This window comes from Agilicoccus flavus, assembly GCF_014857905.1.
Taxonomy (GTDB): Bacteria; Actinomycetota; Actinomycetes; order Actinomycetales; family Dermatophilaceae; genus Agilicoccus; species Agilicoccus flavus.
The window spans coordinates 335,160-351,760 of sequence record NZ_JACYXE010000002.1; the positions used below are offsets into that span (position 1 = coordinate 335,160).

General features: G+C 75.5%; 18 protein-coding genes. 14 read left to right on the forward strand and 4 right to left on the reverse strand.

All coding sequences use genetic code 11. The features are described 5' to 3' along the window. Window positions 1-42 precede the first annotated feature (42 nt). Entirely contained in the window at window positions 43-1,470 is a 1,428-nt protein-coding gene (locus ICW24_RS04955; RefSeq protein WP_226344605.1) for an MFS transporter, read from the reverse strand. A 243-nt stretch (window positions 1,471-1,713) separates the two neighbouring features. Here ICW24_RS04955 and ICW24_RS04960 point away from each other — a divergent pair, with 243 nt between their 5' ends. Next, window positions 1,714-2,637, forward strand: coding sequence for a GNAT family N-acetyltransferase (locus tag ICW24_RS04960; protein ID WP_226344606.1), 924 nt, complete (start codon window positions 1,714-1,716; stop codon window positions 2,635-2,637). Between the two features lie 125 nt (window positions 2,638-2,762). On the opposite strand, the gene ICW24_RS04965 is transcribed toward ICW24_RS04960, so the two are convergent. After that, window positions 2,763-3,674 carry a sulfite exporter TauE/SafE family protein gene (locus ICW24_RS04965; protein WP_226344607.1) on the reverse strand — a complete coding sequence of 304 codons (912 nt, stop codon included), beginning with the start codon at window positions 3,672-3,674 and terminating at the stop codon, window positions 2,763-2,765. A gap of 429 nt (window positions 3,675-4,103) precedes the next feature. On the opposite strand from ICW24_RS04965, the gene rpsP reads away from it, so the two are divergent. From rpsP to ICW24_RS05025, 12 genes are all read left to right on the forward strand, one after another. After that, window positions 4,104-4,631 carry a 30S ribosomal protein S16 gene (gene rpsP / locus ICW24_RS04970; RefSeq protein WP_226344608.1) on the forward strand — a complete coding sequence of 176 codons (528 nt, stop codon included), beginning with the start codon at window positions 4,104-4,106 and terminating at the stop codon, window positions 4,629-4,631. Window positions 4,632-4,633: 2 nt separating this feature from the next. Further along, entirely contained in the window at window positions 4,634-4,870 is a 237-nt protein-coding gene (locus tag ICW24_RS04975; RefSeq protein ID WP_226344609.1) for an RNA-binding protein, read from the forward strand. Window positions 4,871-4,972: 102 nt separating this feature from the next. Next, on the forward strand, window positions 4,973-5,488 hold the full coding sequence (gene rimM / locus ICW24_RS04980) for a ribosome maturation factor RimM (RefSeq protein ID WP_226344610.1): 516 nt from the start codon (window positions 4,973-4,975) through the stop codon (window positions 5,486-5,488). Continuing rightward, a complete protein-coding gene (gene trmD, locus ICW24_RS04985) occupies window positions 5,488-6,696 on the forward strand; it encodes a tRNA (guanosine(37)-N1)-methyltransferase TrmD (protein WP_226344611.1) in 1,209 nt (402 codons plus the stop codon). Before rimM ends, trmD begins: the two co-directional genes overlap by 1 nt. A gap of 312 nt (window positions 6,697-7,008) precedes the next feature. After that, window positions 7,009-7,350, forward strand: coding sequence for a 50S ribosomal protein L19 (rplS, locus tag ICW24_RS04990; RefSeq protein ID WP_226344612.1), 342 nt, complete (start codon window positions 7,009-7,011; stop codon window positions 7,348-7,350). A gap of 202 nt (window positions 7,351-7,552) precedes the next feature. Next, entirely contained in the window at window positions 7,553-8,422 is an 870-nt protein-coding gene (gene lepB, locus ICW24_RS04995) for a signal peptidase I (protein WP_226344613.1), read from the forward strand. Further along, window positions 8,419-9,285: a ribonuclease HII gene (gene rnhB / locus ICW24_RS05000; protein ID WP_226344614.1), complete on the forward strand. Its 867-nt coding sequence runs from the start codon at window positions 8,419-8,421 to the stop codon at window positions 9,283-9,285. The genes lepB and rnhB overlap by 4 nt, the downstream gene beginning before the upstream one ends. A 34-nt stretch (window positions 9,286-9,319) precedes the next feature. Further along, on the forward strand, window positions 9,320-9,643 hold the full coding sequence (locus ICW24_RS05005; RefSeq protein WP_226344615.1) for a DUF2469 domain-containing protein: 324 nt from the start codon (window positions 9,320-9,322) through the stop codon (window positions 9,641-9,643). Window positions 9,644-9,792: 149 nt separating this feature from the next. After that, window positions 9,793-10,197: a YraN family protein gene (locus tag ICW24_RS05010; RefSeq protein ID WP_307781293.1), complete on the forward strand. Its 405-nt coding sequence runs from the start codon at window positions 9,793-9,795 to the stop codon at window positions 10,195-10,197. Beyond that, complete coding sequence (locus ICW24_RS05015) at window positions 10,194-11,771, forward strand: YifB family Mg chelatase-like AAA ATPase (RefSeq protein WP_226344616.1); 1,578 nt, start codon at window positions 10,194-10,196, stop codon at window positions 11,769-11,771. Before ICW24_RS05010 ends, ICW24_RS05015 begins: the two co-directional genes overlap by 4 nt. After that, window positions 11,768-13,063 (forward strand): DNA-processing protein DprA, encoded by a 1,296-nt coding sequence (dprA, locus tag ICW24_RS05020; RefSeq protein ID WP_226344617.1) that lies wholly within the window; start codon window positions 11,768-11,770, stop codon window positions 13,061-13,063. The genes ICW24_RS05015 and dprA overlap by 4 nt, the downstream gene beginning before the upstream one ends. A gap of 303 nt (window positions 13,064-13,366) precedes the next feature. Continuing rightward, window positions 13,367-14,323 carry a tyrosine recombinase gene (locus tag ICW24_RS05025; protein ID WP_372360499.1) on the forward strand — a complete coding sequence of 319 codons (957 nt, stop codon included), beginning with the start codon at window positions 13,367-13,369 and terminating at the stop codon, window positions 14,321-14,323. Window positions 14,324-14,388: 65 nt separating this feature from the next. Here ICW24_RS05025 and ICW24_RS05030 read toward each other — a convergent pair whose 3' ends face one another. Beyond that, window positions 14,389-15,105, reverse strand: coding sequence for an alpha/beta hydrolase family protein (locus ICW24_RS05030; RefSeq protein WP_226344618.1), 717 nt, complete (start codon window positions 15,103-15,105; stop codon window positions 14,389-14,391). Next, window positions 15,102-15,941 carry a PhzF family phenazine biosynthesis protein gene (locus ICW24_RS05035; protein ID WP_226344619.1) on the reverse strand — a complete coding sequence of 280 codons (840 nt, stop codon included), beginning with the start codon at window positions 15,939-15,941 and terminating at the stop codon, window positions 15,102-15,104. The genes ICW24_RS05030 and ICW24_RS05035 overlap by 4 nt, the downstream gene beginning before the upstream one ends. 117 nt (window positions 15,942-16,058) lie before the next feature. Between ICW24_RS05035 and ICW24_RS05040 the strand changes: the two genes are divergently transcribed. Continuing rightward, complete coding sequence (locus ICW24_RS05040; protein WP_226344620.1) at window positions 16,059-16,520, forward strand: NUDIX domain-containing protein; 462 nt, start codon at window positions 16,059-16,061, stop codon at window positions 16,518-16,520. The last annotated feature ends 81 nt before the right edge of the window (window positions 16,521-16,601 follow it).

Consider the following 16,601-nt stretch of genomic DNA (forward strand, 5'->3'; position numbering starts at 1 on the left):
GGGGTCGGTCGGGCAGGAGGGCTCGAGAGCAGCACCCACGGCTCAGATCACGGGCAGCCGGCCCTTCCGGTGGCCACCGACGTACACCGCGTACGTCAGCGCGCCGAGCAGGAGGTAGCAGCCGATGAAGAGCCACAGGGCGGGCTGCAGGGTGCCCGAGATGCTGTTCGACAGCGCGAAACCGCGGGGGATGAGGAAGCCGCCGAGGGCCCCCACGGCACCGGCGATCCCGATGCAGCCGGCCGCCGCCTTGCGTGAGCGCAGGAGGCCGGCGGGACTCGTGTCGGGCGCCGTCGCGCGGAACACGGCCGGGATCATGCGGTACACCGACCCGTTGCCGATGCCCGTGAAGACGAACATCCACATGAAGGCGAGGAAGAACAGGACGAACGAGTGCCCGCGCAGGCCGACGATCGCGCCCAGGGTGCCGAGCGCCATCGCGACGAGCGACGCGACGGTGACGACGGCCCCGCCGAGGCGGTCCGCGAGCATCCCGCCGAGCGGCCGGGCCACCGACCCGACGAGGGCGCCGAGGAACGCGATGGACAGGCCGACCTCGGGGAACTGGCTCTTGAGCAGGGTGGGGAAGGCGCCCGAGAACCCGATGAACGAGCCGAAGGTGCCGATGTAGACCAGCGAGAGGATCCACGTGTGCGGGTGGCGGGCCGCCCCCGCGAAGCTGCCGAGGTCGGAGGTCGTGCCCGCGATGTTGTCCATGCGCGTCCACGCGAGGGCCGCCGCGAGCAGCACGAGCGGGACGAAGACGAGGCCGGCCCGCTCGAGGTGGACGCCCGCGCCGATCGTGATGACGATCGGCACCGCGAACTGCACCGCGGCGGTGCCGAGGTTGCCGCCGGCGGCGTTGAGCCCCAGCGCCTTTCCCTTCTCGGCCTCGGGGTAGAAGAAGCTGATGTTCGCCATCGAGGAGGCGAAGTTGCCGCCGCCGACGCCGGCGAGGGCCGCCACGGCCAGCAGGACGCCGAACGGCGTGCTCGGTTCGGTGCTCGCCCACGCGAGGCCGAGGGCGGGCAGCAGGAGCAGCAGCGCCGACACGACGGTCCAGTTGCGGCCGCCGAAGAGCGGGACCGCGAACGTGTACGGCAGGCGCAGGGCCGCGCCGACGAGCGACGGGACCGAGACGAGCCAGAACATCTGGTCGACGGTGAGCTGGAAGCCGACCCCGTTGAGCTGCGGCACGACGATGCTCCACGAGGCCCAGACGGCGAACCCGAGGAACTCGGCGAAGACGGAGGCGCCCAGGTTGCGCCGGGCGATCGCCTTGCCGGCGCCGGCCCACTGCGCCGGGTCCTCCGGGTTCCAGTGGTGCAGCCAGCGGCCGGCGCGGTGGTCGAGCGCGGGGGTGGTCGGCGCGGAGGTCGTGGTCGCGGTCGACCGGGCGGCCGAGGTCGGGTCCTGCGTCGACCCGGGCGAGCCGACGTCGGCCGGACGAGGGGCGGGGGAGGCGTTCACGGGCGATCCCTGTTCTGTGTCTGCTGCGAGCACTCGCCCGAAGGTGGGCGGGTCTGCCTCCGACGCTAGGAACGGCCCCGTCACCGGCGATGACGCCGACGTTGCGCCGCCGTCAATTCCTCCTCTCACCCGGGGGCGGGGCGGTGTGAGAATCCGGATCGTGGTTATCTGGGCCGGTGAACGAGCAGGTGGACGCCACCACGACCGACCCGGGACCCGTCCGTGCCGCGTGAGATCCGGCACATGCCGCCGCTGTCCGCGACGGGCGCGCGGGTCCGGGTGCACACACCGGAGGGGGCCGACATCCCCCCGTACCGTCGCGCGGTCGAGGCGTCGCGGGAACGGCTCGCCCCCTGGAACCCCGTCAACCCGGGCGACCTCGCCTACCACCTGAGCATGCAGTCGAGCGTGCACCGCACGTTCCTCATCCGGGCGTCGGAGCCCGAGGGCGATCACGACGTCGTCGGCAAGGTCAACGTGACGAACATCGTGCGTCGGCGTCAGCTCGGCGGCTGGATCGGCTACGACAGCTACGACCCGTACGCGGGCCGGGGGCTCTTCGCGGAGGGGCTACGGCTCGTCGTCGACCTCGCCTTCACCGGCGAGCCGCGCGGCCTCGGGCTGCACCGTCTCGACGCCGGCGTCCAGCCCGGCAACGTCCGCTCGGCGGGGATGCTGCGCAGCATCGGGTTCCGGCGCCGCGGCAGCGAACCGGCCTACCTGTGGCTGGCGGACGGACAGGGGCGCGAGGCGTGGCGGGACCACGTCCACTACGGCCTCACGGCCGAGCAGTGGCCCGCCCCCGCGTGGGCCGCGCACGTCCCGGCGCGGCCGGTGATCGTCCTGCTCGCCGACCGGGCGGTCGTCGAGGACCCGCCCGCCTACACGGTCTCCCGGACCCTCGCGCTCGAGGCCGGCGTCCCCCTGCTTCGCGTCCACGGACTCGACCCGGCGGTGGGCGGCCCCCAGCTCGCCGAGCGCCTCGCCGACGCCGTGACCGGCGCCGTCGTCCTCACGGACCTGCCGGGTGAGGTCGTCGTGGCGGCCCTGACCGCCGCCGACGCCGCCCAGGGGGCGATCGTCACCGCCCTCGACTCGATCGGGGGCGCCGCCGACGTCGTCCGCCTGGCCCTCGACGCCCGCGCCGCGGCGGGCATCGACGCCTGAGCCGCGCGCCCGGCCGAACGCGTGGACGACGGAAAGCCCGCCCGGACGGACCAGGCGGGCTTTCTGTCGGGTTTCGGCGGGTTCTGGCGGATCCGGGTGGGTTCGCTCGCGGCGTGCGCGGGTGCTCAGGCGTCGGAGCCGGCCGCGACGCGCTCGCGCCGCGCCTCCTCGCGGCGCTCGACGCGGTGCTCCTTGACCGACCACGTCACCGCGGCGATCCACACGAGGACGATGACGGCGTAGACGGCGGTGGCGACGAGGGCCGGGGTCTCGAGCAGGTCGGCGCCGAGCAGGGTGCGGGTGTTCGTCAACACGATCATCCCGCCGACGAGCGAGCCGAGCAGGCGCGGCGGCACGGTGCGTACGAGGTAGGCGGCGATGGGCGCCGCGACGAGGCCGCCGGCGAGCAGGGCCAGGACCCAGCGCAGGTCGATGCCGGCCGAGCCGAGACCGATGAGGAAGCCCGCGCTCGCGGCCACGCTGACGAGGAACTCGCTCGTGTCGATCGAGCCGATGACCTTGCGCGGCTCCATCCGGCCGCTCGCGAGGAGCGCCGGGGTGCCGACGGGCCCCCACCCGCCGCCACCGGTCGCGTCGACGAAGCCCGCGAACAGGCCGAGACCCGCGAGGAACGGGCGGCCGTGCGTCGTGCCGAGCCGGTCCCGGCGCAGCCCGACGAGCGTGAACCGCGTCAGGACGTAGAGCCCGAGCGCGAGCAGGACCACGGCCATGAGCGGCTTGGCGATCGAGGTGTCGAGGTTGGAGAGGACGGTGGCGCCGAGGAACGCGCCGACGGCACCCGGCAGCGCGATGCGTCGGACGACGGACCAGTCGACGTTGCCGAACCGCCAGTGGGCGACGCCGCTCGCCAGGGTGGTGCCGATCTCGGCGACGTGCACGGTCGCGCTGGCCGCCGCCGGGTTCGTGCCGATCGCGAGGAGGAGGGTGGACGACGTCACGCCGTAGGCCATGCCGAGGCTGCCGTCGACGAGCTGGGCACCGAGGCCGACGAGGGCCAGGAGGACGAGTTGGCGCATGGGGGTCTCTTCCGGGTGGCGGAGGCAGCGGGCTGCCGGGGCTCGGGGAACGCGGCCCGGTCGGCACGGGGGGACGTACCGTGGGCGATGCCGCGGGCCGCGAGAGGACTCGCGAACGCAGCGGGCGGCGGCCACCTCGGCGTGACCACCCCCAGGTATAACACCACCTTTGCCTCGCCATAATCCCGCGTTCGGTAGATGGACGCGCATCCGGGTCCGTCTCCGACGGGGTGGGCCCGGCGGCGAGCGACGATCCCGCAGCAGTTCGGGGGCGCGGTCCGCGTCTGGCACAATGGACGGCTGTACCCGTGTGCGCCGCCCGTCTGCGGTCGCGCATGCCTACACCCCGGACGACGGTTCCCCGGCAGCGCCCGACCTGGGCACGGTCTCGCCGCCGTCCACCGACACAGGAACGGAGACACCACACTCGTGGCCGTCAAGATTCGCCTCAAGCGCATGGGCAAGATCCGCGCCCCCTTTTACCGCGTCGTCGTCATGGACTCGCGCGCCAAGCGCGACGGACGCGCGATCGAGGAGATCGGGCTCTACCACCCGACCCGCGAGCCCAGCGTCATCGACATCGACTCCGAGCGGGCCCAGTACTGGCTCGGTGTCGGCGCCCAGCCGACCGAGCAGGTCCACGCGCTCCTCAAGATCACCGGCGACTGGCAGAAGTTCAAGGGCCTCCCGGGCGCCGAGGGCACCCTCAAGGTCGCGGAGCCGCGCCCCGACAAGAAGTCCCTGTACGAGGCCGCCCTCGCCGCCGCCGGCTCCGCCGACGACGAGCACGCCAAGAACAGCGCCACCACCGCCCGCAAGAAGGCCGCCAAGGCCGAGGACCCGGCCCCGGTCGAGGCGCCCGTCGAGACCCCCGAGGTCGGTGACGCCGCCGAGAACGCCGAGGCGAGCGCCGACGCGCAGGAGTCCACCGAGGACGCCGCGAAGGGCGAGGGCTGATCGTGCTGGAGGAGGCGCTCGAGCACCTCGTCAAGGGCATCGTCGACCACGACGAGGACGTCGTCGTCCGGCACAAGGAGCTCCGCCGCGGTGAGGTGCTCGAGGTGCGCGTGCACCCCGACGACCTCGGCCGCGTCATCGGGCGCTCCGGCCGCACGGCGGGCGCCCTGCGCACGGTCATGAGCGCCCTCGCCGGGGGGCGTCAGGTCCGCGTCGACATCGTCGACGTCGACCGCTGACCACCGGCAACACGCACCAGCGACGGGGCGGGTCGAAGCGACGCTTCGGCCCGCCCCGTCGTCGTCCGTCCACCTCGCCCCCCAGCTCATCGGAGGACAGCCATGAGGACCCGCGTCGCACGCATCGGCAAGCCCCACGGCCTGCGCGGTGAGGTCACCGCCCAGGTCTTCACCGACGTCCCGGCCGAGCGGTTCGTGGCCGGCGCGACGTTCGAGGCGGAGGGCGGACCGCGCGCCGCCCTGACGCTCGCCGGCGCCCGCCGCCAGGGGTCGGGCTGGCTGCTCGCCTTCGAGGAGGTCGCCGGTCGCGACGGCGCCGAGACCCTGCGCGGCACGGTCCTGTTCGCCGACGTCGATGCCGACGAGGAGGACGACGGCTGGTACGAGGAGGACCTCGTCGGGCTCGGCGTGTTCGACCCGGCCGGCGAGCGGATCGGCACCGTGTCGGGCCTGCAGGTCCGGCCCGCGCAGGACCTCCTCGAGATCGCCCTGGCCACCGGGCATGTCGCGCTCGTGCCGTTCGTCGAGGCGATCGTCCCCGAGGTCGACCCCGAGGCCGGCCGCCTCGTCCTCGACGCGCCGGAGGGACTGCTCGAGCTGGGCCGGGACGAGTCCTGATGCGCCTGGACGTCCTGACGATCTTCCCCGAGTACCTCGCCCCGCTGGACCTCTCGCTCATCGGCAAGGCCCGCCGTGACGGCGTCCTCGACGTGCGCGTCATCGACCTGCGCACCTTCACCCACGACCGGCACCGCACCGTCGACGACACCCCCTACGGCGGCGGCGCCGGGATGGTCATGACGCCCGAGCCGTGGGCGGAGGCGTTCGACGCCGTTCTCGCCCCGCCCCCCGGGCCGGGGCGTGCGTCCGTCGACGCCGGACCCTCGGGCCCGCTGCTCGTCGTGCCCGGCCCGGGCGGAACCCCCTTCACGCAGGCCACGGCTCGCCGGCTCGCCGAGGAGGACCACGTGGTCTTCGCGTGCGGGCGGTACGAGGGGATCGACGAGCGGGTCTACGACCATGCGCGCGAGGCGTTCTGCGGCCGGGTGGAGGTCATCTCGCTCGGCGACTACGTGCTCAACGGCGGCGAGGTCGCCGCGCTCGCGATGATCGAGGCGATCGCGCGGCTCGTGCCGGGCGTGGTCGGCAACGCCGCCTCTCTCGTCGAGGAGTCCCACGAGGACGGCCTGCTCGAGTACCCCGTCTACACGAAGCCGGCGAGCTGGCGCGGGCGCGACGTCCCCGCCGTCCTCCTCTCCGGCGACCACGCCCGCATCGCCGCGTGGCGCCACGAGCAGCGGCTCGAGCGGACCGCGGCCCGCCGCCCCGACCTCCTCGCCGCCTCCGAGGTGGGCGAGGTCACGGTCCGCGCGGCCACGCCGGCCGACGCCGCCGAACTGCACGTGCTGACGCGCTGCTGCTGGGTGGAGGAGGCGCGGGCGAACGGCTCCCTCGACATCCCGCCGCTCGTGGAGTCCCTCGAGGAGCTGCGCACCTGCATGCACGACCGGCGCACGTGGGTGGGGGTCGCCGACGGGCGCATCGTCGCCTCGGTGCGCGCCCGCGAGGTGGGCCGGGACGACGGCGGGACCGACTGGGAGATCGGCCGGCTCATGGTCGCCCCCGACCGGCGCGGCACGGGTCTCGGCCGCGGGCTGCTCGCGTTCGCCGAGGCCGCCGCACCGGCCGGCGCCGACGCGTTCCGCCTCGTCACGGGCGCCGGCAGCGCCCGCAACCAGCGCCTCTACCGCAAGGCGGGCTACCGCGTCGTGTCCACGGCGGGTGGGCCCGAGGGGATGGTGACGCTGCGTAAGCCGCGGCGGTGATGAGCGGCGAACGGAGGCGAGCGTGCGAGCCGTCGTGAGCGCGACAGAAGGCTCGAGCGGACGAACAGAGGCCCCGTTCGCCGGGGCCGGGCGACGACGTCGATTTCGTCGCCGGCCGGGGGCTCTGGCAGACTGAGTCGTCACGCCCGGGACGTCTCGGCCCCTTCCACAGGGGGAGTGCAGGCCCCGCCTCCGGCGGTGGTCGCATGCGGCCTCCGGTGACGTGACACCCGTGAAGACGCGGCGGCACGCGAGCGCCGCCACGACCCTTGCGTGGGCGACCTGTGGCTCCCACCGGAAAGTGACATCGTCATGCACAAGCTCGATGCGGTCGACGCCGCGAGCCTCCGCTCCGACATCCCCGACTTCCGCGCCGGCGACACCGTCAAGGTGCACGTGAAGGTCATCGAGGGCACGCGCTCGCGTGTCCAGGTGTTCCAGGGCGTCGTCATCCGCCGCCACGGCCGCGGCATCGGCGAGACCTACACGGTCCGCAAGGTCAGCTTCGGCGTCGGCGTCGAGCGCACGTTCCCCGTGCACACCCCGGTCGTCGAGAAGATCGAGGTCGTCACGCGCGGTGACGTGCGACGCGCCAAGCTGTACTACCTGCGCAACCTGCGCGGCAAGGCCGCGAAGATCCGCGAGAAGCGCTGACGTCCCTGCGCCGCCTCGGACGCCGTCGTCGACCCCGGTCGGCGGCGGCGTCCGTCGTCCGCGGGCGGCGGCCCAGGGGTGCGCGCCGGGTCCGTCGGGGTGCTTGCAGGGCCTCTCCGGGGCGAGGGAGTACCGTGCAGGCTGGCGCCGCGCACGCGTGGCACGTGATCGAGAACGGCACGGGGACGGGACGACACACACGATGACTGAGCGCGACGAGCACGCGGACGCGTCCGCACCGGGCGCCGGGTCGGGGGCGGGCACCGGGCCCGAACACCCCGGCGAGGGCCGCGGGCGGGCCGGGGGCGCGAGCCGCTCGACCGCAGCGCCCGCGCCGTCCCTGCTCCGGTCGCTGCTCGTCTTCGTCCGCGAGGTCGTCATCGTCGTCGTCCTCGCCGTCGTCCTCTCCCTCGTCGCGAAGACGTGGCTCGTGCAGTCGTTCTGGATCCCGTCCGGGTCGATGAACAACACCCTCGTCAAGGACGACCGCGTCATGGTCAGCCTGCTCACGCCCGGGCCGTTCGACCTCGCCCGCGGCGACGTCGTCGTCTTCAAGGACCCGGGGGGCTGGGTGACCGGCCAGGTCCCGGTCCAGGAGCAGGGAGAGGTGACCTCCGCGATCGGTGACGCCCTCTCGTGGGTCGGGCTGCTGCCCAACGACGAGGGCAACCACCTCATCAAGCGGGTCATCGGTCTGCCCGGCGACCACGTCCGCTGCTGCACCGCCGACGGGAAGCTGCTCGTCAACGACGCGCCCGTCGACGAGCCGTACGTCCACCCCGGCGACCGACCCAGCGAGACCGCCTTCGACGTCACCGTGCCCGCCGGCAAGGTCTGGGTCATGGGCGACCACCGCTCCGACTCCAGCGACTCGCGCTTCCACGACGTTCCCTCGGACGACGGCACGAACGGTTCCGTCGCGATCGACGACGTCGTCGGGCGCGCCTTCGCGGTCGTGTGGCCCCTGAACAACCTCGCCTGGCTGGGTACGCCGGAGCAGACGTTCGCCGACGTCCCGGCGCCGGGCGTCACCTCCCCGGCCCGCACGCCGGCCACGACGGGGTCGCCGTGAGCCCCCGCGCCGGTGCCCGCACCGCGCCGCGCCGCACGCAGCCCCGCAGCACGAAGCCGTCGCTGCGCCTCGAGCGGTCCCTGCACCGCGAGGGCTTCCGCCTCGTCGCGGGGATGGACGAGGTCGGCCGCGGGGCGCTCGCCGGCCCGGTGAGCGTCGGCGTCGTCGTCGTCGACGAGTCGTGCCCCTCGGCGCCGGTCGGCCTGCGCGACTCCAAGCTCGTTCCCCCGCCGCGCCGCCGGGCCCTCGTCGCCCCGGTGCGCCGGTGGGCCATCGCGTGGGGCGTCGGGCACGCGGGCGCCGACGAGATCGACGCGCACGGCATCATGGCGTGTCTGCGGCTGGCCGGTCTGCGCGCCCTCGCCGCGGCGGGGGTGCGCCCCGACCTCGTCGTCCTCGACGGCAACCACGACTGGCTCACCGATCCCCGACGCGAGGGCCTGCTCGGTCTCGTCGACGCCGACACCGAGCCCGAGGTCCCGGTGCGGACCGTGATCAAGGGCGACATGCGGTGTTCGTCCGTCGCCGGGGCGAGCGTCCTCGCCAAGGTGGAGCGCGACGACCTCATGGTGGCCCTCCACGAGCGTCACCCTGCCTACGGCTGGAACGTCAACAAGGGGTACGCGGCTCCGGACCACCGGGAGGCGCTCCTCGCGCGTGGGGCCTGCGAGCTCCACCGGCGGTCCTGGAACCTGCTCGTCGCGCCGGAGCCCGACCCGGCCGAGGGACCCGAGGCGGCCCCGGAGGGGGCGGAGCCGGCGCGGGACGGACGCGACCGGGTGCCGACGCGGCGCACCGGCGCGCGTGTGGTGACTCCGGACGAGCTCGGGCTCGAGCTCGCGTACGCGGGGGATGGGTCATGATGGGCGGCAGGACGAGCGCGAAGGCGGAGGATCGATGAGTTCGGAAGACCTCGAGAAGTACGAGACCGAGATGGAGCTCGCCCTGTATCGCGAGTACCGCGACGTCGTCGGTCTCTTCTCCCACGTCGTCGAGACCGAGCGCCGGTTCTACCTGTGCAACTCGGTCGACGTGAAGGTCCGCGGCGACGCCGGGGAGGTCTACTTCGACGTGAGCATGTCCGACGCCTGGGTGTGGGACGTCTACCGGCCGGCCCGGTTCGTCAAGAACGTGCGCGTCGTGACCTTCAAGGACGTCAACATCGAAGAGCTCGCCAAGAGCGACCTCGAGGTGCCCGAGGACGGCAAGTTCGGGCACTGAGGCGCAGCCCTCCCGCGTCCGAGCGGTGACGGTTCGCCCCTCGGTGGCGCGGCTCGTCCCGCCCCGCGTCGGCCTCTCCACAGGACGTTTCGCGAGTTCCCGGCACGTCAGCGTCCTGGGGGTGACGCGCTCGCCGGACGTGCCGCGCCGTGCCCACCGTCAGGGTGGGCGCGGAGGTGATCGTCATGGCGACGAACGGCAACCGCGCGCTCGGCGAGTACGGCGAGCGGATCGCGGAGAGATACCTGATCGACCAGGGGCTGCGCGTCATCGACCGCAACTGGCGCTGTCCCCAGGGGGAGATCGACATCGTCGCCCTCGAGGGGCGCTGCCTCGTCGTGTGCGAGGTGAAGACCCGGCGCACCCGGGCGTTCGGTGAGGCGGTCGAGGCGGTCGTGCCCGCCAAGCTGGCCCGGCTGCGGCGGCTCGCCGGGTGCTGGCGCGAGGCGCACCCCGAGGTCTCCGTGGACGACATGCGCATCGACGTGGTCGGGGTCCTGCGCCCCCGCTCGGGGCCCGCACGGACGACGCATCTGCGGGCGGTGGGCGCGTGAGCGTCGGACGCACGCGGACCGTCGCGCTGCACGGCATCACCGGCGAGGTCGTCGACGTCGAGGCCGACGTCGTCTCGGGACTGCCCGCGTTCACCATCGGGGGTCTGCCCGACACGGCCTGCCGGCAGTCGAGCGACCGCGTCAAGGCGGCGGCGTCGAACAGCGGGCACCCCGTCCCCGCCAACCGCATCACCGTGAACCTGTCGCCGGCCTGGCTGCCCAAGACGGGGTCGGCCCACGACCTCGCCATCGCCGTCGCCGTGCTCACCGCGACGGGCACCATCCCGGGAGCGGTGGTCGACCGGGTCGTGCACATCGGGGAGCTCGGCCTCGACGGCCGGGTCAGGCCCGTGCGCGGCGTGCTGCCGCTGGTGCTGGCCGCCGTCGACGCCGGGTACGAACGGGTCGTCGTCGCCACCGCGAACGCGCGGGAGGCGGCGCTCGTCACCGGCGCGCAGGTCACGGGCGTGCGCCACCTGCGCGAGGTCGTCGGGCGGCACGTGCTCACCGGCGGTGGCGACCCGGGGGAGGGCTGGGACGAGGACGCGACGGGTGACGACGCCGGTGACGCCGGCTCCGTCGGGCCCTCCACCGCGCCGGGGACGGCCCCGTCGACGCGGGACCTGTCGGAGGTGGCCGGTCAACCGGAGGCGCGGTTCGCCCTCGAGGTCGCGGCGGCGGGCGGGCATCACCTGTTCATGGTCGGCCCGCCCGGGGCGGGCAAGACGATGCTCGCCCAGTGCCTGCCGACCCTGCTGCCCGACCTCGACGACGCGGCGGCCCTCCAGGTCACGGCCGTCGAGTCGGTGCTCGGGCAGCTCGCGGCGGGGTCGCTCGTCCGGCGCCCGCCGTTCGTCGCCCCGCACCACAGCGCCACGCAGGCCTCGCTCATCGGGGGCGGCAGCGGCGTCATCCGACCCGGCCTCGTCTCCCGCGCCCACCGGGGCGTGCTCTTCCTCGACGAGGGTCCCGAATTTTCGAGCGCCACGCTGCAGGCGCTGCGCCAACCGCTCGAGTCGGGCCAGGTGAGCGTCGCCCGCTCACGCGGCCTGCACACGTTCCCGGCCCGGTTCCAGCTCGTCGTCGCCGCCAACCCGTGTCCGTGCGGGATGGGCCACGGGAAAGCGGCGCACTGCTCGTGCCCGCCCCGGGCGCTGCGCGACTACCTCGGGCGACTCGCCGGGCCCCTGCTCGACCGCGTCGACCTGCAGCTCCAGGTCGCGGCCGTGACGCGGGCCGCCCTCCTCGACGGCGGCGGTGAGTCCTCGGCGCAGGTCGCGGCCCGGGTGGCCGCGGCCCGGGCCGCGCAGGCCGCTCGGCTCGCCCGTACCCCGTGGCGGCTCAACGCCGACGTCCCCGGCCCCCGCCTGCGCGAGCGCGACCTGCGGCTGCCGCCCGCGGCGACGGCGGACCTGGACCAGGCCCTCGACCGGGGCATCCTCACCCTGCGCGGCTACGACCGTGCCTTGCGGATCGCCTGGACGCTCGCCGACCTGTGCGGGCGAGACCGCCCCGACCGCGACGACGTCGGCCAGGCGCTCACGCTGCGCACCCACGCGGCGGTCGCGGCATGAACCTCCGCCCGACGCCGGCCACCCTCCCGTTCGACCTCGGCGGCCCCGGGTCGCCGGCGCCTGATCGCCCGCCGACGCTGCCCGTCCAACTGCCCGTCGAGGTGCCCGTCGAGCTGCCGGTCGAGCTGGGCATCCGTGGGACCGACCACCAGCGCGACGACGTGTCCGTCGAATCGACGTCCCGACCGCCCGCGGGTCCCTCCGAGCCCGCCGCGCCGAGGGCGAGCCCCCAGGCGCGGGCCGCGCGGGCCGCGTGGAGCCGTCTGGCGGAGCCGGGCGACGCCGTCGCCCACCGCCTCATCACCGCCCTCGGCCCGATCGGGGCTCTGGAGGCGCTGCGCACGCGGGGGGAGTCGGCGCTCGACCGGTTCCGGCCCCGACTCGCGAACCTGGACGTCGAGCGTGACCTCGCCATCGCCGAGCGGGTGGGGGCCCGGATCGTCGTCCCCGGCGACCCCGACTGGCCGACCGGGCTCGACGACCTGCCCCGGCCGCCCTACTGCCTGTGGGTCCGCGGGCCCCGCGCCGCCCCGGTCGACGGCGTGGCCGTCGTCGGCGCCCGGGTGTGCACGCACTACGGGCAGACCCTCGCCGCCGACCTCGCGGCCGGGCTCGCCGGGCGGGGGCACACGGTCGTCAGCGGGGCCGCCTTCGGCATCGACGCCGCCGCCCATCGGGGGGCGCTCGCGGCACCCGGGCCGACCGTCACCGTGCTCGCCTGCGGGATCGAACGGCCCTATCCCGCGGCCCACCGCGAGCTCATCGAACGGATCGCCGCCGAGGGACTCGTGGCGACCGAGGTGCCGCCGGGGTCGGCCCCCACGAAATCACGTCTGCTGCAACGCAACCGGCTCATCGCGACGATGACCTCGGCCACGCTCGTCGTCGAGGCGGGCCTGAGGTCCGGTTCGCGGCATACGGCGGGGGTCGCGGCCGAGCACCACCGCGTCGTCCTCGCCACCCCGGGACCGGTCACGTCACGGGCGTCGGCGGGGTGCCACGAGATGATCCGCGCCGGCCTCGCGGCCCTCGTCACCGACGTCGACGAGATTCTCGAGATGATCGGCCCCGTCGGCGTCGACCTCGCAGCCCCGCGGCGCGGACCCGACCGGCTCGGGGACGACCTCGCGCCCGAGGACCGGCGGGTCTTCGAGGCCCTGGCCCGCCGCCCGCGCCCGGTGGTGCACCTCGCGCGGGTGGCCGGCCTCGGCGAACGCGAGGTGACCTCGGCCCTGGGGCGCCTGAGCCTGCGCGGGCTCGCGCACCGCGACGGAGCCGACTGGCGCCGCTGAGGGGCCGGGTCTGCGCCCGGCCGACCGTGCGGCGTGCGGGGCCCTGACCCCGGTCGGCCCCGCCGGGCGCCTTCACCTGCGTCATCCGACCCGGCCTCGTCTCCCGCGCCCAACGCGGTGTGCTCGTCCTCGACGAGGCACGCAGGATGACTGTGACATCCGGTTCTGCCGGACTGAACAGTGCCGAATCGGTGCCGAGGGCTGTGCGCCCTTCGGCGACACGGCGCTGTGGACCTGGTTGTCGAATGGCCACCCCGGCCGCGCCTGCCGGGCCGGGCCGGGCGGGCGTGGCAGCGTGGGGGCGTGGACGAGCGGGCCGGCGAGGCGTCCGCCCCGGCGGCCGGGACCGGCCTCGGGGCGGTCGGCGAGCACGCCCTGGCCGGGTTCGAGACCCACCTTCGCCTGGAACGGGATCGGTCGCCGCACACGGTCCGCGCGTACGTCCGCGACGCCCGCGACGTGCTCGCCTTCGCCGCCGGGCGCGGGCACGCCGCCCCCGAGCACGTCGACGTCGCCGACCTGCGCGCCTGGCTGGGGGCCCAGGCGGCCGCCGACGCCGCCCGTTCCTCCATGGCCCGTCGGGCCGCCTCCGCCCGCGCCTTCTTCGCCTGGGCCCACCGGGCCGGCCTCGTGCCCGCGGACCCCGCGATGCGCGTGGTCGTCCCGCGGCGCGGCCGCACGTTGCCGGGGGTCCTCAAGGCCGAGCACGCCGCCGGTCTGCTCGACGTCGCCGGCGTCCGGGCCGACGACGGCGACCCCGCCACGGCCCGCGACCGGGCGGTGCTCGAGCTGCTGTACGCGACGGGCGTGCGCGTCGGCGAGCTCGTGGGCCTCGACGTCGACGACGTCGACCTCGACGAACGCACGGCGCGCGTCATGGGCAAGGGGTCCAAGGAACGCGTCGTCCCGTTCGGCGTCCCGGCCGTCGCGGCGCTGCGCGCCTGGCTCGCCGCCCGCCCGGCCCTGGCCACCGCCCGCAGCGGGCCGGCGCTCTTCCTCGGACGCCGCGGGGGCCGGCTGGGGGACCGGGCCGTGCGCGAGCTCGTCCACGAGCTGCTCACCCACGTGCCCGACGCGCCGGACCTCGCGCCGCACGGGCTGCGCCACAGCGCGGCCACCCACCTGCTCGACGCCGGCGCCGACCTGCGGACCGTGCAGGAGCTCCTCGGGCACGCGAGTCTCGCGACCACGCAGCTCTACACCCACGTCTCGCTCGAACGGCTGCGCGCCTCCTACGAGCAGGCCCACCCGCGCGCCTGAGCCCCCTGCGTCCGAAACCTTCCGCGCGCCGACGTCGCCGGCCGACCCCGCCGTCAGCCCAGCCGTCAGCCGGGGCGACGCGGGCCGGTCACCTCGGCCAGCCAGGGCGCGACGACGTCGCGGACGGCCGCGCGCGAGGCCGCGGTCCGCAGCGCGTGGTCGCCGGGGACGAGCACGAGCCGGTGGCCCGCGGGCAGGTCCGCCGGGTCCGGATGCCCGAACGGGTCCCGCTCGCCGCAGACGACGAGGGTCGGCACGCCGGAGGCGACGAGCTCGGGCAGGCGGGTCCGCTCCGGCCCCCGTCCGGGCGGCACGGTCGGGAAGGCGAGGCAGAGGACGGCGTCGCTGCCGGTGGCGGCGGCACCCCGGCAGGCGACCCGGGCCCCGAACGAGCGGCCCCCGGTGACGAGCACCCCGTCGGGGTGGCGCCCGCGCAGGTCGGCGACGGCGGCCGCCCACGCCTCGTCGACGGCGGGGCCGCGGGGCGGGATCCGGCGCCCGGCGACCCGGTAGGCCTGCTCGAGGAGCGCGACGTGCAGGCCGGCCTCGAGGGCGAGGGCCGCGACCACCCGCAGGTCCGGGGCGTCCACGCCGCCGCCCGACCCGTGGGTGAGGACGACGAGACCGGCATCGGCACCGGCGCCGACCGCGCGGTCCCGGGACAGGGCGGGGACCGCGGGCGGCGCGAACACCCACGCGCGGGCCGGGCCGTCGGGCGTGGCGACGGTGCGCGGGGCCACGTCGGCGAGGTCGACCGCGGCCGGTCCCGCCGCCCGGGTCACGGCAGCTCCACCTCGCCGCCGACCACGGTGGTCACGGCGCCGCCGACCCAGATGGCGTCTCCCTCGCGCGACACCTCCACCCGCCCGGCCCGGCCGAGCACCGTGCCCTGGGCCGCCGTGTACCGGTCCGGGAGCACGCCCGCGCCGATGAGCCAGACGGCGAGACCCGCGTTGAGGCTCCCCGTCACCGGGTCCTCGCCGACGCCCCCCGACGGGACGAAGGCCCGGACCTCCACGTCGGCGGGACCGCCCGCGGGGTGGGCCCCGAGGACCCCGAGTTCGACGTCGCCGAGGGCGGCCAGGTCCGGGCGCAGCGACAGGACGGTGTCGGCGCTGTCGAGGCGCAGCCCCAGCCAGCCGGGACCGTTGTCGACCCACGCGGCGTCGAGGACCTGGTCGGGCCGCAGGCCGCACGCGGCGGCCACGCGCTCGACCTCGGCGGGTTCGACGGGCCCGGAGCGCAGCAGCTCGGGCGCGGCGAACGACAGGGTGCGTCCCTCGCGCCGCACCCGCACGAGACCGATCCCGCACTCCTGCACGACGGTCCCCGGGGTGTCCGAGCGGCCGCCGGCGGCCAGCCACGCGTGGGCGCTGCCGAGGGTGGGGTGACCGGCGAACGGCAGCTCGCCGCCGGGGGTGAAGATGCGGACGCGGTAGTCGGCCTCACCCGTGGTGGGCGGGAGCAGGAACGTGGTCTCGGACAGGTTCGTCCACCGCGCGAAGGCGGCCATCGTCTCCTCCGAGAGTCCCTCGGCGTCGTGCACGACGGCGAGGGGGTTTCCCCGCAGGGCCTGGGTGGAGAACACGTCGACCTGGCTGAACCGTCGCGGGATCATGGCGCTGAGTCTACGGTCGGGACAGGCCGCCGCCGAGGCCGTCACGGACCCGGGTCGTTCGGGCCGGCAGGGGCCGAGCGGCGGCGGGCGGCGCAGCGACGAGGAACGGAACGAGCCATGGCGAGGACGAGCGCGGGTCTCCTGCCGTTCCGGCACACCCCCGAGGGGATCGAGGTGTTCGTCGCCCACATGGGCGGGCCGTTCTGGGCCCGCCGGACCCGGGCCTGGTCGATCGTCAAGGGCGAGTTCGACCCGGCGACCGAGGACGGCGCCGCGGCGGCGGCCCGCGAGTTCGCCGAGGAGACCGGGGCGCCGGCGCCCCCGGCCCCCTGGCTCGACCTCGGGACGATCCGCCAGAGCGGCGGCAAGGTCGTGCACGCCTTCGCCGTCGAGGCGCCGCAGGTCGCCTTCGTCGCCTCGAACGAGATCGACATCGAGTGGCCGCCCCGATCGGGGCGGACGATGCGCGTCCCCGAGGTGGATCGCGCCGACTGGCTGGGGCTCGAGGCGGCGCGCGACGTGCTCGTCGCCGCCCAGGCAGAGCTGCTCGACCGACTCGCCGACCTGGCGGCGGGCTGACCGCGCGCGGCTGACCACGCCGGGCGTCCGGCGGGACCGGGGGGACGGACCCGCCGGCGCCCTCGGCGGTTCGCCCTGGGC

Excerpts from the sequence above, each read along its gene's own strand:
- ICW24_RS04960 (WP_226344606.1), top strand. The coding sequence starts at position 1,714 with ATGCCGCCGCTGTCCGCGACGGGCGCGCGGGTCCGGGTGCACACACCG.
- ICW24_RS04965 (WP_226344607.1), bottom strand. The coding sequence starts at position 3,674 with ATGCGCCAACTCGTCCTCCTGGCCCTCGTCGGCCTCGGTGCCCAGCTC.
- rimM (WP_226344610.1), top strand. The coding sequence starts at position 4,973 with ATGAGGACCCGCGTCGCACGCATCGGCAAGCCCCACGGCCTGCGCGGT.
- trmD (WP_226344611.1), top strand. The coding sequence starts at position 5,488 with ATGCGCCTGGACGTCCTGACGATCTTCCCCGAGTACCTCGCCCCGCTG.
- rplS (WP_226344612.1), top strand. The coding sequence starts at position 7,009 with ATGCACAAGCTCGATGCGGTCGACGCCGCGAGCCTCCGCTCCGACATC.
- lepB (WP_226344613.1), top strand. The coding sequence starts at position 7,553 with ATGACTGAGCGCGACGAGCACGCGGACGCGTCCGCACCGGGCGCCGGG.
- ICW24_RS05005 (WP_226344615.1), top strand. The coding sequence starts at position 9,320 with ATGAGTTCGGAAGACCTCGAGAAGTACGAGACCGAGATGGAGCTCGCC.
- dprA (WP_226344617.1), top strand. The coding sequence starts at position 11,768 with ATGAACCTCCGCCCGACGCCGGCCACCCTCCCGTTCGACCTCGGCGGC.
- ICW24_RS05035 (WP_226344619.1), bottom strand. The coding sequence starts at position 15,941 with ATGATCCCGCGACGGTTCAGCCAGGTCGACGTGTTCTCCACCCAGGCC.
- ICW24_RS05040 (WP_226344620.1), top strand. The coding sequence starts at position 16,059 with ATGGCGAGGACGAGCGCGGGTCTCCTGCCGTTCCGGCACACCCCCGAG.